12 protein-coding genes and 1 other RNA gene are annotated in these 13,691 nt (G+C 70.3%); 2 read left to right on the plus strand and 11 right to left on the minus strand.

What is annotated here, in order from left to right; genetic code table 11:
* Nucleotides 1–143: 143 nt before the first annotated feature.
* Entirely contained in the window at nt 144–2,663 is a 2,520-nt protein-coding gene (fxsT, locus tag CHF16_RS14040) for an FxSxx-COOH system tetratricopeptide repeat protein (protein WP_245868467.1), read from the plus strand.
* A 13-nt stretch (nt 2,664–2,676) separates the two neighbouring features.
* Here the strand turns inward: fxsT and CHF16_RS14045 are convergent, their stop codons facing one another.
* From CHF16_RS14045 to ftsE, 11 genes are all read right to left on the minus strand, one after another.
* Nucleotides 2,677–3,900 carry an FxsB family cyclophane-forming radical SAM/SPASM peptide maturase gene (locus tag CHF16_RS14045; protein ID WP_245868468.1) on the minus strand — a complete coding sequence of 408 codons (1,224 nt, stop codon included), beginning with the start codon at nt 3,898–3,900 and terminating at the stop codon, nt 2,677–2,679.
* A gap of 72 nt (nt 3,901–3,972) precedes the next feature.
* A complete protein-coding gene (locus CHF16_RS14050; protein ID WP_245868470.1) occupies nt 3,973–4,488 on the minus strand; it encodes a GNAT family N-acetyltransferase in 516 nt (171 codons plus the stop codon).
* Nucleotides 4,489–4,521: 33 nt separating this feature from the next.
* The gene (locus tag CHF16_RS14055) at nt 4,522–4,854 is read right to left on the minus strand and encodes a DUF3140 domain-containing protein (RefSeq protein WP_089326454.1); all 333 of its coding nucleotides are present in this window, start codon (nt 4,852–4,854) and stop codon (nt 4,522–4,524) included.
* Nucleotides 4,851–5,087, minus strand: coding sequence for a hypervirulence associated TUDOR domain-containing protein (locus CHF16_RS14060; protein ID WP_089326455.1), 237 nt, complete (start codon nt 5,085–5,087; stop codon nt 4,851–4,853). The genes CHF16_RS14055 and CHF16_RS14060 overlap by 4 nt, the downstream gene beginning before the upstream one ends.
* A gap of 17 nt (nt 5,088–5,104) precedes the next feature.
* Nucleotides 5,105–6,577, minus strand: coding sequence for a cytochrome bc1 complex cytochrome b subunit (gene qcrB / locus CHF16_RS14065; RefSeq protein ID WP_089326456.1), 1,473 nt, complete (start codon nt 6,575–6,577; stop codon nt 5,105–5,107).
* A 327-nt stretch (nt 6,578–6,904) separates the two neighbouring features.
* Nucleotides 6,905–7,277, minus strand: a transfer-messenger RNA (tmRNA) gene (gene ssrA / locus CHF16_RS14070).
* Nucleotides 7,278–7,589: 312 nt separating this feature from the next.
* The gene (locus CHF16_RS14075) at nt 7,590–9,524 is read right to left on the minus strand and encodes a penicillin-binding transpeptidase domain-containing protein (protein ID WP_245868471.1); all 1,935 of its coding nucleotides are present in this window, start codon (nt 9,522–9,524) and stop codon (nt 7,590–7,592) included.
* A gap of 9 nt (nt 9,525–9,533) precedes the next feature.
* Nucleotides 9,534–10,034, minus strand: a complete 501-nt coding sequence (gene smpB, locus CHF16_RS14080) for an SsrA-binding protein SmpB (RefSeq protein WP_089326457.1) — start codon at nt 10,032–10,034, stop codon at nt 9,534–9,536.
* A gap of 25 nt (nt 10,035–10,059) precedes the next feature.
* Nucleotides 10,060–11,277: a S41 family peptidase gene (locus CHF16_RS14085; RefSeq protein ID WP_245868473.1), complete on the minus strand. Its 1,218-nt coding sequence runs from the start codon at nt 11,275–11,277 to the stop codon at nt 10,060–10,062.
* A gap of 63 nt (nt 11,278–11,340) precedes the next feature.
* Nucleotides 11,341–12,246 carry a permease-like cell division protein FtsX gene (gene ftsX, locus CHF16_RS14090; RefSeq protein WP_089326458.1) on the minus strand — a complete coding sequence of 302 codons (906 nt, stop codon included), beginning with the start codon at nt 12,244–12,246 and terminating at the stop codon, nt 11,341–11,343.
* A 131-nt stretch (nt 12,247–12,377) separates the two neighbouring features.
* Nucleotides 12,378–13,067: a cell division ATP-binding protein FtsE gene (gene ftsE, locus CHF16_RS14095; RefSeq protein WP_021597771.1), complete on the minus strand. Its 690-nt coding sequence runs from the start codon at nt 13,065–13,067 to the stop codon at nt 12,378–12,380.
* Nucleotides 13,068–13,497: 430 nt separating this feature from the next.
* Between ftsE and CHF16_RS14100 the strand changes: the two genes are divergently transcribed.
* Nucleotides 13,498–13,683 (plus strand): hypothetical protein, encoded by a 186-nt coding sequence (locus CHF16_RS14100; RefSeq protein ID WP_089326459.1) that lies wholly within the window; start codon nt 13,498–13,500, stop codon nt 13,681–13,683.
* The last annotated feature ends 8 nt before the right edge of the window (nt 13,684–13,691 follow it).

Consider the following 13,691-nt stretch of genomic DNA (forward strand, 5'->3'; position numbering starts at 1 on the left):
CCGAAAAGTGCAGACTCCCTGCGTGTCATCTGACACATATCTAAATCTGCGCCATCAATATACTGTCCAAGTTGGCGCATTTGCTTGACTACGACGTGAGACAGCTTGCTCCACAGGGCTTCAGCGTGACGCAAGGGGATCGAGTGATCAATACGCAACCCGACCCATCGCCAAGGATTCCCCAGGTCTGGGGCAAGGTCCCGCCCCGGAACAAGAACTTCACCGGCCGCACCGACCTGCTCGCCCGGCTGCGCGAGGGCATGGGCGGCCGGGCGACCGCGGTGCTGCCGCACGCGCTCCACGGCCTCGGCGGGGTGGGCAAGACCCACATGGCGGTGGAGTACGCCTACCGGTACCAGTCCGACTACGACCTGGTCTGGTGGATTCCGGCGGACCAGCCGGTCCTCGTGCGCTCGTCCCTTGCGAGCCTCGCCCCGCGCCTCGGTCTTCCGTCGGCATCGGTGAGCGGGGTCGAGGAGGCGGCCAACGCCGTCCTGGAGGCGCTGCGCCGGGGGGACCCCTACACCGACTGGCTACTGATCTTCGACAACGCCGACGAGCCCGAGGAACTGACCGACATCCTTCCGCAGGGCCCCGGGCACGTGCTGATCACTTCGCGCAACCACCGCTGGGCGGGGGTCGTCGACGCCGTTCCGATCGACGTGTTCACCCGTGCGGAGAGCGTGGAGTTCCTCACCAGGCGGGTACAGCGCGGGATCACCCCGGAAGACGCGAACCGGCTCGCCGAGGAGCTCGGCGACCTGCCGCTCGCCTTAGAGCAGGCGGGCGCGCTCCACGTCGAGACCGGCATCGCGGTGTCGGAGTACCTCCGGCTCCTGTCGGAGCGCACCAGCCAGTTGCTGTCCCAGGGGAGGCCGAGTGAGTACCCCGCGTCGATGACGGCCGCCTGGGCGCTGTCCGTCGCCAGTCTGGAGGAGAAGCTGCCCGAGGCGCTGGTCCTCCTGCGGTACTGCGCGTTCTTCGGCCCGGAGCCGATCCCGCGGGACGCGTTCAGCAAGGTCGTCCCCGGACTGAGCCCCGCGCTGTCGAACCTCATCGCCGACCCGATCCGGCTGGGCCGCGCCATCGGCGAACTCGGCCGGTTCGCACTCGCCCGGCTGGACCTGCCCGCCAGGACCATCCAGGTCCACCGGCTGATCCAGGCCCTGGTCCGCGACGAGCTGCAAACGGCGGAGCAGGAGCGCCTCCGCCACGAGGTACACCTCCTCCTGGCGAACTACACTCCCGCGGACCCCGCCGACGCGGGCAACTGGGACACCTATCTCAACGCTCTCGCGCACCTCGGGCCGGCCCGGGTGGCCCAATGCCCGGAGCCGGTCGTCCGCGAGCTCGCCCGCAACATGATCACCTTCCTGTACGCCTCGTCCGACTACCTCTCGGCGCAGTCGTTCGTCCAGACGTTCATCGAACGCTGGTCGGCGGCCTCCGGAGCCGACCACGAGGACGTCCTCGAACTGAAGGTGCAGCTCGGCAACCTCCTGCGCGAACTCGGCCGGTACGACGAGGCGGCCGTGCTGAACAGGGAGACGCACCTCGCGGCGGAGAAGTCCCTCGGCCTCGACCACGGCACGACGCTGCGCGCGCTGCGCGGACAAGCGGCGGACCTCAGGGCGAGCGGCGACTTCCAGTCGGCGCACGAGATCGACGAGGAGGCCCTCCGCCGTTTCGTCGTGAAGCTCGGCAAGCAGCACTGGGACACCTGGCGCGCCATCAACAGCGTGGCGCTGGACCACGGTCTCAAGAGCGACTACACGAACGCCCGGGCACTCCTCGAAGGAGTGATCCGCGACATCCGCGCGAGCGACCCCTCCCCCAATCCGGCCTCGTATCTCAACATCTACACGGGACTGGCGCGGGCGGTCCGCCTCAGCGGCGACTTCTCCGAGGCGTGCGACCTCGGCGAGGACGCCTACGCCTACGGCGTCGAGCGGCTGGGGCCCGAGCACGCGTGGACGCTGCGCACCGGCAAGGACCTGTCGATCGCCTGGCGCCGGGCGGGCGACTACGACCGCGCCCTCGAACTCGCCGAGGAGATCCACCAGCGGTACGTGCGCAGCTTCGGGCTCGACCACCCCGACACGCTGGCCGCCGCGATCTGCCTGGCGAACATCCGGCGCACGATCGGCCAGTTGCAGGACGCGCTGACGCTCGCGGACGACACCGTCCGCCGCTACCCGCGCGTCTACACCGCCGAGCACCCCTACTACCACGCCTGCGCGGGGAACCTGGCCATCCTGCGGCGGATCACCGGGGACGCCGGCGTCGCCCGGAAGGTCAACGAGGAGTCGCTGGCCGGCCTGGAAGTGAAGCTCGGCCGCGACCACCACTACTCCCTCTCGGTGGCGATCAACCTGGCCAGCGACCTGGCCGACCTCGGCGAGGCCGAACCGGCGTACCGGCTGTGCTCCGGCACGCTCCGCCGGCTCCGCACGCTGCTGGGCGACAACCACCCGACGACGCTGTCGGCGGCCGCGAACACCATCGCCAACCTGCGGGACCTCGGCAGGGACGACGAGGCGGACGCGCTGTACCGCGACACCGAGGAGCGCTACCGCCGCACCCTCACCCTGGAGCATCCCGACGCCCAGGTCTTCCTGGAGGGGCGGCGGCTGGACGCCGACTTCGACCCGCCGCCGATCTAACCCACCCGCCGATCTAGCCCGCCGCCACCGGTTCGGCGGCCAGCTCGCGGCTGACCACGTCCCGGATGTGGGTGATCAGCTTGAACAGGTCCCGGCAGTAGACCGAGGGGTTGCGGAAGCCCGTGCCCGACCGGTACCGGTGGGGGTAGAGGCCGGCGCCGCAGACCTCGTGCGCCGGGCAGGCCAGGCACTGGTCCGACAGCGCCCGCCGGCCGATCTGCCGCGCGGCGACCGACGGCAGCGCGAGGACGGTGTCGAACGGGTCGCGGGACACGTGCAGCCGGGTGCCCGCGGCGCCCTCGTAGGCCGACTTCAGCGAGTCGACCTGCTCGATCTCGCCGTTGGTCTCCACCACGACCACCGACACCGGGGACAGCCCGACCGCCTCGCTCCCGGACATCCGGCCGAACAGCAGCCGGATGATCTCGCTGAACAGCCGGATGCGCACGTCCGCGGCCTCCACGGCGTACCAGCGGTCGAAGATGGCGATGAGCCAGTCCGCGTAGGGTGTCGACTCGTCCGGCGGGCGGCCCGGAGGGGGCGTGTCCCAGTTGCCGTGCGGGAGCAGGAAGTCCATCTCGGGCGGGGCGAACTCCAGCAGCGACTCGTAGGTGGCGACCGGGTCGTTGCGCAGCTCGATCGTGCTCAGCAGCCCGCCGAACAGGTGCCGGTGCCGGGGGCCGGTGAGCCGCTCCAGCCCGGCCCGCACCGCCTGGTAGCTGCCGCGCCCGTCGGCCCTCCGTCTGTGCCGGTCGTGACCCTCCTCGTCGCCGTCCACGCTCACGCCCACCATGACGCCGTACTCGGCGAACAGGTCGAGGAACACCTCGTCGAGCAGGACGCCGTTGGTCTGCACGCTGAAACCCACGTGCGCATCGGTGCCGACGGCGGCGCGGACGACCTCGATCGCGTGGCGCAGATGCTCAGCGCCCGCCAGCAGTGGCTCACCGCCGTGCAGGACGACCTGGACCTCCGATAACAGGTTCGTCCGGGCGTGCTCGGCGATGCGCTGCGCCGTCCACTCCAGCACCTGGCGCGACATGCGGCGCGGCTGCCGCCGCCAGCCCTGGTCGGCCATCTCGTACATGTAGCAGTAGTCGCACGCGAGGTTGCACCTGCTGTGCACCTTGAGGATGAAGTCGCGGAGGGGCGTGGGCCGCCAGCCGTCCTCCAGGAGGGCGCGGACGTCCAACGCGTCCGGCCACTCGCTGCCGGGCTCGCCGCTGCGGACGCCCAACTGCTGACCCCCAATGAGATCAAGACACGGCGCTGCGCTTCATGTTTTGCACTTTATGTCTAATTCACAAGATCAATAAACATGGCGGGCCCAGCGCTCGTGATCTCGCCACACGCCGTCGATCTTGATGAACTCCGGCGAGACCCCCTCCATGCGGAACCCCAGCCGCCGCACCAGCCGGATGGACGCGGCGTTCCCCGGCTGGATGTCGGCCTCCACCCGGTGCAGCCCGAGCACGCCGAACGCGTACTCGACGGCGAGCCCCACGCCCTCGGTCAGGTATCCCTGGCCCGCGTAGGGCAGGAAGGCCGCGTAGCCCAGAACCCCCCGCTGGAAGCAGCCGCGGACGATGCCGTTGATGTTCACGGTGCCGACCAGGTCGCCACCGCCCCGCAGGCAGATCACCATCCCCACGGCGGCAACGCCGTCGAACCGCGCGAGGTACGCCGCGAACTGCTCCGGCGACGACGGCAGGGAGACCCACGGACGGTGGAAGTCCGCGCTCGACTTCGCCAGCTCCAGGAACCGCGCCTCGTCCTCCGCCCGCACGGGCCGCACGAGCACCCGGGCGCCCACCCCCAACTCCACGCCCGAAATCTACCTCCCGCACCGGGGGAGCCTTCACTTGAGCGGGTCGTGGCCCCAGTTCATCAGCGAGTAGCGCCACTTGGTGTCGGCGACGTCACCCGACGGACGCTGCGCCAGATGCCGGTGGACATACCCGGTCACCTTGCGCATGTGCGCGTAGTCATCCTCGGTCAGATCCGAGTGGGACGTGCGGAGCAGCTCGACGATCCGGCGGCCGGACGCGTGGCCCGTCGACTCCCCGCCGCCGTCCTTCTGGCCGACCGACCGCGACTCGTCGGTCTCCAGCCAGCGCTCCAGCTCCTTCGGCGTCATGTTGACGGCATCGCCGAACTCGGCGGCCACGCTCTCGCGGTCGTCGCCGGTCACCGCGAGCGCCGTCGCTTCCTGCTCAGCGCGGAGCCCTTGTGCACCGCCTTCTTGCCGCTCTTCTCGCTGCGGACGGCGTACTGCGGCTCCTCGGGCGACGCCGCGACCGTCCGCCCCGCCTCCTCGCGCCTGTCGGTGATCTTCTTCTCCACCCGTCCCTCGGCCGTGGAGCCGTGGCTGCGCCACGTGACCTCGTCGCCGACGTCGGGATCGTCCTCGCGCTTACCGGTCATGCGGCTGGCGGTACCCGCTACCTGCGCGAATAGTCTCCCAGCGACGGCCGGGACGGCTCCCCCGCCGGTACCGGGCGCCGGATCCGCTCGACCTCCTCCACGGGCAGCGGCCGGACGCGCTCGCTGTACCCGCCGGCCGGCGACCGCAGGATGATGCCCGTCTCCAGCCCATGCTCGACGAGTGCCCGGTCGCGCCGCTGGAGGCCCAGGCAGATCCGGCGGGTGACGGAGAACGCCACCACGGGCCCCACGAAGACGGCCGCGCGGAAGAACCACGTCGTCGCGAACAGCGACACGTGGAACCTGTCGGCGATCACGTCGTTCCCCGCCGCCGCCCACAGGACGCCGTAGAACACGATGCCCGCGACCCCGACCCCCGTCCGCGTGGCGGCGTCCCGCGGCCGGTCGAGGACGTGGTGGACGGCCCGGTCGCCCGTGACCCGCTGCTCCAGGAACGGATAGAGGGCCAGCAGGGTGAAGAACACCGTGATCACCAGCAGCGGTACCAGGACCCCCAAGGCCACCGTGTGCCCGGCGACATTGACGTCCCACCCGGGCATGAGGCGCAAGGCGCCGTCGCCGAAGGCCAGGTACCAGTCGGGCTGCGAGCCGGCGCTGATCGCGCTCGGCGAGTACGGCCCGTACAGCCACACCGGGTTGATCTGCGCCACGGCCCCGAGCAGCACGATGACACCGGCCGTGAACAGTAGGAACGCCCCCGTCTTGGCCATGAAGACCGGGTAGAACGGCTTGCCCTCGACCGTCCGCTCCGTGCTGCCGCCGCGCCGGAAGTCGGTGTGCTTCTGCACCCAGGGCAGCACGAGCGCGTGCACCGGCACGAGCGCCGCCATGAGCCCGGGGATCAGCAGGACGTGCAGGACGTACAGCCGCGGCACGAGGTCGGTGCCCGGGAACTCGCCGCCCAGCAGGAAGAACGCCAGGTAGGTGCCGACGACCGGGACGGCCTGGACGCCGCCGATGATGAGCCGCAGCCCCGTCCCGGACAGCAGGTCGTCCGGCAGCGAGTACCCGGTGAAGCCGTTGGCCATGGCGAGCGTGAACAGCACGATGCCGAACAGCCAGTTCAGCTCGCGCGGCTTCCGGAACGCCCCGGTGAAGAACACGCGCAGCATGTGCGCCATGATCGCCGCGACGAACAGCAGGGCCGCCCAGTGGTGCACCTGCCGCATCAGCAGCCCGCCGCGCACGTCCATGCTGATGTGCAGCGTCGACGCGTACGCCTCGCTCATCCGCACCCCGCGCAGCGGCGCGTACGAGCCGTCGTACACGACCTCGGTCATGCCGGGCTTGAAGAACAGCGTCAGGAACACACCGGACGCGAGCAGGACGAGGAACGCGTAGAGCGCGATCTCCCCCAGCAGGAAGGACCAGTGGTCGGGGAAGGCCTTGCGCATGGCCCGGCGCGCGAAGCCGGTCGTCCCAAGGCGGTCGTCGAGTGCGTCAACGGTCCGGAGTACGCGCTCGGCCATCACTCAACCTCCGGTTCGATCGACCCCGCGTAGGCGATACGACCGAACGTAGTACGACGCACCGTAGTACTACAAGAGGTAGATCACGAGCCCGACACGACGAAGGCAGGCGACCTGCGCACACACCGAAAAATCAGCAGAGAGAGGGCACGGGGCGAAGCCCCAAGAACGAAAAAAGGCTGACGCCCCCGCACCTAAGCAGAGACCTCAGCCATCAGGGGGCGTGGGGGCGGAGCCCCCACACCGGGGGCCTGGGGGTCACCCCCCAGAAAAACGTCGAGGAGTGGCGGGCCTGCGCTTTCCGCAGGCACACCACTCCTCGACTCCGAGTGGAGGTGGCGGGAATCGAACCCGCGTCCTTCGGTGATGGGTCAGGGCTTCTCCGGGTGCAGCCTGCTTGGCGTTTTCTCAGTCCCGGCGCTCACGCAGGCGTGTCGCCGACGGACTCAGTCGCTGTTGGCTGTCCCTACCGGCCCCGCGACCGGGTCGGTAGGTGGAGTCTCCTTACGATGCCAGACCCCGGTTCGGAGACGCTACCGGGCTGACAGAGTTCGCTCCTCGCTCAGGCGGCGAGGGCGAACTCGGACTGCTTCTTGTTGGCAGTTATTGGTTTGCTGTCACAGGATTTACGAGGTCACGACAGCAACCCTCGACCCGCTTCCCCTGGCTCGAACGACCGAAGTCGAAGCCGGTCACCCCCATGTTGAGTTGTCAAAGCAGGCGTCCCGCAGGACGTCTGCACGATGACGTTACTAGGGTAACGCGTGCGCGGGCAATCCCATTCCCGGCCGGGCAGCCGTGAGCCCCGGTGGGCGCGGGATGCGCCGCGCCCACCGGGGCCGACCGGCAGGGTCGGGCCGGTCCGGACGGCAGAGCCTCCCCCGAGACGAGGCTCTGGTCTCATCACGGCGACTGAGTCCGCAACCCCCCAAGCGGAGTCTCAGTCACCCGGAAAGACGCCCGCGGACGGGCGATGGTTGCGTCCCGTCCGTAAAGAGCTGCCAAAACCGGCTCAGCCGCGGCCCCCGCCGAGGAACTTGGCGGCGAGCTTGGCGGTGTTGACGGGGCCCTCGACGGCGATGGCGAAGGCGCGGTCGCCGCTGGAGCCGACGAACCAGGAGACGCCCTTCTTCTCGCCGCCCTTCTCGTAGGGGGTGTAGGCGGCGACGCCGGTGACGTCCCCGGCGACGCGGGCGTGGCGGGCGTTGCCGTGGGTGGCGGTGCGGGTGAGGACGCGCTTGAGGCTGGCGACCGCCTCGGGCGGCAGGCTCTGCGCGGGCGGCGGCTGGACGTTCTTCGGGACGTCCCTGAGGACGTACGGCGGCTTCCAGGTGCCGGCGTACGCGGCGGCGGCGACGAGCGCCATGGACAGGGGGCTCACCTCGACGTTGCCCTCGCCGACCATGGTGGCGGCCTTCTCGCCGTCGTTGGCGGGGGTGGGCACGGAGCCGGTGAACGCGGGGACGGTCAGGCCCCAGTCCTTGCCGATGCCGAACTGGCCGGCCTCCCGGACGAGGGCCTGCGCGTCCAGCTTGGCGCCGAGCTGCGCGAGGCTCGTCTTGCAGGAGCCGGCGAACGCGTTGGAGAAGGCGGTCTCGCCGCGGTCCTTGTTGGTGAAGGTCCTGCCGCCGATGGTGACGGACCCCGGGCATGCGATCTTGGCGGACGGGTCGAGCCGGGCCTGCGAGAACAGGGCCTCGGCGGACACGATCCCGAACGCGAGGCCGGGCGGGTAGTGCCCCTCGAAGGCGCGGTTCTCGCCGTTGGTCGCGTGGTTGGCCGCGGCGAGCACCTCGCCGGTGCTGGGCCGCACCACGACCATGGACGCCGGGTACCGCAGGCCGCGCAGCGTGGCGTCGGCGCGCCGCTGGTAGGTCGGGTCGAGCGTGGTCTGGACCGTCTCGGGCTGCTGGCCCTCCCAAGACCGCAGCTCCTCGGTGTTCTTGCCGGACTCGTCCTGCGCGACGACGCGGATGGTCGGCGTCCCCGCGAGGCGGCGCTGCTGGAGCAGCTGGATGCCGCTGACGCCGATCGTGTCGCCGGGCTGGTAGGGGGCGCCGACCTGCTGGAGCCGGTCGGCGGTGGCCGGGCCGAGGTTGCCGACCAGCTCCGGCGCGTACGCGGGGGCGATCGGCTCCCTGACCTCCTGGTACTGGAGCCCGGGGATGGCGGCGAGCCGCTTGATGAGCGCGTTGTGCGTCGGGGACTGCAGGGTCAGCAGCGGCAGGAACGTCTGCGGCGGCGCGGACCGGACGCGGCCGAGGAGGCGTTCGGAGTCGAGCCGCCGGCCGCCGTCGATCTTGGTCTGCTTGGCGAGCTGCTCCAGGGTCTTCGCCGGGTCGGCGAGCTGGCCGGGGAACACGCCGAAGTTGTAGGCGCGGACCTGCTGGAGCACGGACCGGCCCCGGGTGTCGGTGATGGGGGCGCGCTTCGGTACCTCGGTCACCACGGCGAGGCGCTGCCCCTGCTTGAGCTTGGTGTGGATGACGGACGGGCTCCAGGCGATCTTCCACTTGCCGCCGTCGCGCCGCAGGTGCATCAGCCCGGGGTACTCCCACGGCTGGCCGTTCTCGCCCAGGTCGATCTTGACGGTGAAGCGCGCGTCGGCCTCGTCGCCCTTCTTGACGATCTGGTCGACGCCGCCGTCCTCCACCTCGGTGCCGAGGGACAGCCGCAGCGAGGCCGCGTCAAGCTGCTGCCGGACGCGGCCGAGCGCCTCCGCGACCTCCTTCTTGTCGGCGCCGACCGTCTGGGCCGCGGCGGCCTCGTAGTTGCCGACCTGCCAGGCGATCAGGAAGTCGCGGACGGCGGGCATCGCGGACGGCTCGGCGCGGGCGCCCGGCATCATGGTCGCGACGAGCGCGCCGCAGACGGTCAGGCCGCCCAGCCCCATCGCGATCGGACGCAGCGGTATCCGGCGCCGTTTCCGATGGTTCTGGCTGTTCATCGACACCTTTCACCGTCTCCTGAACCGGGCCGCCGCCGCCTTCTGCATCTCGCGGTCGGCTTCCCGCTTGGCGATGGCCTGGCGCTTGTCGTAGGACTTCTTACCACGGGCCAGGCCGATCTCGACCTTGGCCTTACCGTCCTTGAAGTACAGGGAGAGCGGGATCAGCGTCCACCCCGGTTCGGACGACTTGGCGATGATCTTCTGGATCTCGCGCTTGTGCAGCAGCAGCTTGCGGCGCCGGCGTGGCGCGTGGTTGGTCCAGGTGCCCTGCGTGTACTCGGGGATGTGGACGTGCTCCAGCCACACCTCCCCGTCCATGACGTGGGCGTAGCCGTCCACGAGGGAGGCTCGGCCGGCGCGCAGCGCCTTCACCTCGGTGCCCGTGAGCACCATGCCCGCCTCCCACGTGTCGTCTATGTGGTAGTCGTAGCGGGCCCGCTTGTTCTGGGCGATGATCTTTCGCCCGGTGTCCTTCTTATCCTTCTTGCGCCCGGTGTCCCGTGCCACGTCATCAGTCCTTGTCCGGCCCTCGTCAGTCTTTGCCCGGCATCGTCGCGCGCAGGCCGTGCAGCACCGTCCGGGCGCGCCGCTCGGCGACGTCCGGCGGGCGGTCGGCGGACACCGCCACATCGGGTTCGATCCCGACCCCGTCGAGGTTACGGCCGCCCGGGGTGCGGTAGCGACCGACGGTCAGCTCGATGACCGACCCGTCGGCGAGCCCGATCGGTTCCTGGACCGAGCCCTTCCCGTACGTACGCGATCCTACGATCACCGCGCGGTCGCGGTCGCGCAGGGAGCCCGCGACGATCTCCGCGGCGCTCGCGGTGCCCGCGTCGACCAGCACCACGAGCGGGGTGCCGGCGTCGCCGGGCGCGGTGACCGTGCGCCGCTGGGCGGGCCTGCCGCGCGGCTCGTAGGTCACCACGGGGCCGCCGGCGAGGAACGCCGACGCCGTCTCGACCGCCTCGTCCAGCAGCCCGCCGGGGTTGCCGCGCAGGTCGAGCAGCACCCCGCCGGTCGGCCGGCCGGACGGCGACCGCCCGGTCACGGCGTCCCGGACCTCGCGGCCCGTGCCGCGGCTGAAGGCCCCGACGCGGATGCGGCGCGCGTGGTCCGGAAGGTCGGTCACGGTGACGTCGCCTCCAGGGACCGGTGTGCGGACGAGATGGAACCTCTGGGTTCGACGGTCGCGCTCGACGGTTAGTTCGACCGATTCGCCGGGACGGCCGCGCAGGGCCTCCGCGACCCGCGAGACGTCCCAGCCGTCCACCCGCGCGTTCCCGACGGCGGCGATGACGTCGCCCGCGCGGACACCGGCGCGCGCGGCGGCCGTGCCCGGCTGGACGCTGGCGACCACCGTGCGGGCCCCCGTCCCGTCACCGCCGTCACCGCCGCCGGTGCTGCCGAGCCACAGGCCGACGCCGCTGTAGCGGCCGGTCAGCCGACCTTCGACGTCGTCGTATTCGCGGGCCGGGTAGTAGTGCGCCCACCGGTCGCCGAGGCCGCGCAGCATGCCCTCGATGGCGGCGCGGTCGAGTTCGCCGCGCCCCACCGGCTCCGCCGCACTGCGGCCGATCTTCGTGGCGGCCTCGTCCAGCACGGAGCCGCCGCCCGCGACGGCCGCGTGCCGGTCCGCACCGGAGCCGCTCACGACTCCGGCGCCGTAGGCGCAGACGATCGCCGCCGCGACGGCCATGCCGCGCAGCACGTGGCCTGGCCGCCTCCCCAGAAACGGCGCGGACCGAGACATGCGGCAAGTCTAGGGCGGCCGGACGGCCCGGATCCGGCACTTGCCCCGGATCCGGGCGGCATGTCAGATCCGCAGGTATCTGCGCAGCGTCAGGAACGACGCCACGGCGCACAGCAGGACGCCGAAGCAGATCGACACGACGATGACGGCGAGCACCTGGCTCCAGCCCAGCTGGCTGACGAGCTGCACCTGCCCGGCGAGCCTGTCGATCAGCAGTTTCTTGCTGAACACCAGCAGCACCGAGGCGAACAGGCCGCCGATCAGGCCGGCGATCGCGCCCTCCAGGATGAACGGCATCTGGATGTAGGTGTTGGACGCGCCGACCAGCCGCATGATGCCGGTCTCCCGGCGCCGGTTGAACGCCGACAGCCGGACGGTGTTGCCGACCAGCATCACCGCCGCGATCACCTGGATCAGCGCGATCGTCAGCGCGGCCACCTGCAGGCCGTTCAGGATCCGGAAGAACCGCTTCAGGATCTCCTGCTCGTTGATGACGGTGTCGACGCCGGGCTGGCCGAGCATCGCCTGCGCGACCGCCTTGTACTCCTCCGGGTTCTTCAGCTTGACCCGGAACGAGTCGGGGATGTCGCCCTCGCGGGTGCTCTCGACGAAGCCGGGCGACCCGGCGAAGCGGTCCTTGAACCGCTCGTACGCCTGCTGCTTGTTCTCGTACTCGACGGCGGAGACCTGCGGCATCTTCTCCAGGCTGCCCTTGAGCGTCTGCCGCTGCTGGTCGGTGACGTCCTGCTTCTGGCAGCTGGGGTTGGAGCTCGTCTTGGCGCACAGGAAGATCGAGACCTCGATCTTGTCGTACCAGTAGCTCTTGGACGCGTCGACCTGCTGCCGCAGGAGCAGCCCGGTGCCGAAGAGCGCCATGGCGATGGCGACGGTGATGACGAGGGAGATCGTCATCGTCATGTTCCGGCGGAGACCGATCCAGATCTCCTGGAGAACGAACTGTACGCGCATGCCTCGCTGTCCTTGATCGCCTTAGGTCCGCCCGGGCGCCTGGGCGGCGCCGTGAGGGAACGCGGCCCGAAGCGGGCGGTCCCCGCCTTCGGGCTGTCGTACGCCCCGGCGGGAATCGTTGGTTCAGATGGTCAGTACGCCTGGCCGTACACGCCGCGCGACTGGTCTCGGACGACCCTGCCGTCCTCCAGCTCGACGACGCGCTTGCGGAACGCGTCGACGATAGCGGCGTCGTGGGTGGCCATGACGACGGTGGTACCGGTCCGGTTGATGCGGTCCAGCACCTTCATGATGCCGATCGAGGTGGCGGGGTCGATGTTCCCCGTGGGCTCGTCCGCCAGCAGGATCATCGGCCGGTTGACGAACGCCCGCGCGATCGCGACGCGCTGCTGCTCGCCGCCCGACAGCTCGTCCGGCATCCGGTGGGCCTTGCCCTCCAGGCCGACGAGGTCGATGACCTCGGGAACGACCTTGCCGATGAACCGCCGCGGCTTGCCGATCACCTCGAGGGCGAACGCGACGTTCTCGAAGACGTTCTTGTTGGGCAGGAGGCGGAAGTCCTGGAAGACGCAGCCGATCCTGCGGCGCAGGTGCGGCACCTTCCAGTTGCTGAGCCGGCTCAGGTCCTTGCCCGCCACGTGCACGTGACCCTGGGAAGGACGCTCCTCCTTCAGGATGAGGCGCAGGAAGGTCGACTTGCCGGAGCCCGACGGACCCACCAGGAACAGGAACTCGCCCTTCTCGATGGCGACGTTCACATGCTGCAGGGCGGGCCGGTTCTGGCTCGGGTAGACCTTGGTGACGTTGTCGAAATGGATCACGGCTGCATCACGGCGGTTCGCTGTAGGGGTTGGGGAGCGGCCCGGCCCGCGGCCACGGACGCGTCCGTGAGCACTTGCCTGCGCCGCCCGGCTTCACGACCGGGTGGGACGCGGAGCCTTCGAGCAGTGTAGAGGGGACGGGGAACTACCTCGGCCCACTCGGCACGGTACGGGCATCCGGGGGCGTCACTCCAGCCGATCGGTGTGTTCCGTCCGATCAGTGCCATGTGAACCGTCTCCCGACGTCCGGCCGTTATCTACCATCAAGCTCCCGGACTTGCGGGAACGACCCTACAGTCCGGCTACGCTGGATGATGGCGAAAGATACCTAATAAGTGGACGGACACCGAAGAAGCGGACGCTTCGCCTGCACGGACCCGCGTACCGACGCACGGACCCGCGGACCGATCCCGGAGATTGGGGCCACGACATGAGCTGCGACCATCTGATCTGCGCTCGGTGCTCGAACCCGGTGGTGGAGGGCCGCTGCCCGACCTGCCGGCTGGCCCGGTCGGAGATGCACCGGCACGGACCGTCCCTGCCGCCCGCGCTCGTCCTGGCGATCCTGGTGGCCCTGCTGTTCGCCGCCCTCGTCCTGCAGCGCGTCTACGGCTAGGACCGGAA

Source organism: Actinomadura meyerae (assembly GCF_900188445.1).
In the GTDB taxonomy this organism is placed as follows: domain Bacteria; phylum Actinomycetota; class Actinomycetes; order Streptosporangiales; family Streptosporangiaceae; genus Spirillospora; species Spirillospora meyerae.

Bases quoted from the DNA above. Each gene is read 5' to 3' on its own strand.
- CHF16_RS14085 (WP_245868473.1), bottom strand. From the start codon at position 11,277: ATGTCTCGGTCCGCGCCGTTTCTGGGGAGGCGGCCAGGCCACGTGCTG.
- CHF16_RS14060 (WP_089326455.1), bottom strand. From the start codon at position 5,087: ATGACCGGTAAGCGCGAGGACGATCCCGACGTCGGCGACGAGGTCACG.
- CHF16_RS14075 (WP_245868471.1), bottom strand. From the start codon at position 9,524: ATGAACAGCCAGAACCATCGGAAACGGCGCCGGATACCGCTGCGTCCG.
- CHF16_RS14100 (WP_089326459.1), top strand. From the start codon at position 13,498: ATGAGCTGCGACCATCTGATCTGCGCTCGGTGCTCGAACCCGGTGGTG.
- ftsX (WP_089326458.1), bottom strand. From the start codon at position 12,246: ATGCGCGTACAGTTCGTTCTCCAGGAGATCTGGATCGGTCTCCGCCGG.
- qcrB (WP_089326456.1), bottom strand. From the start codon at position 6,577: ATGGCCGAGCGCGTACTCCGGACCGTTGACGCACTCGACGACCGCCTT.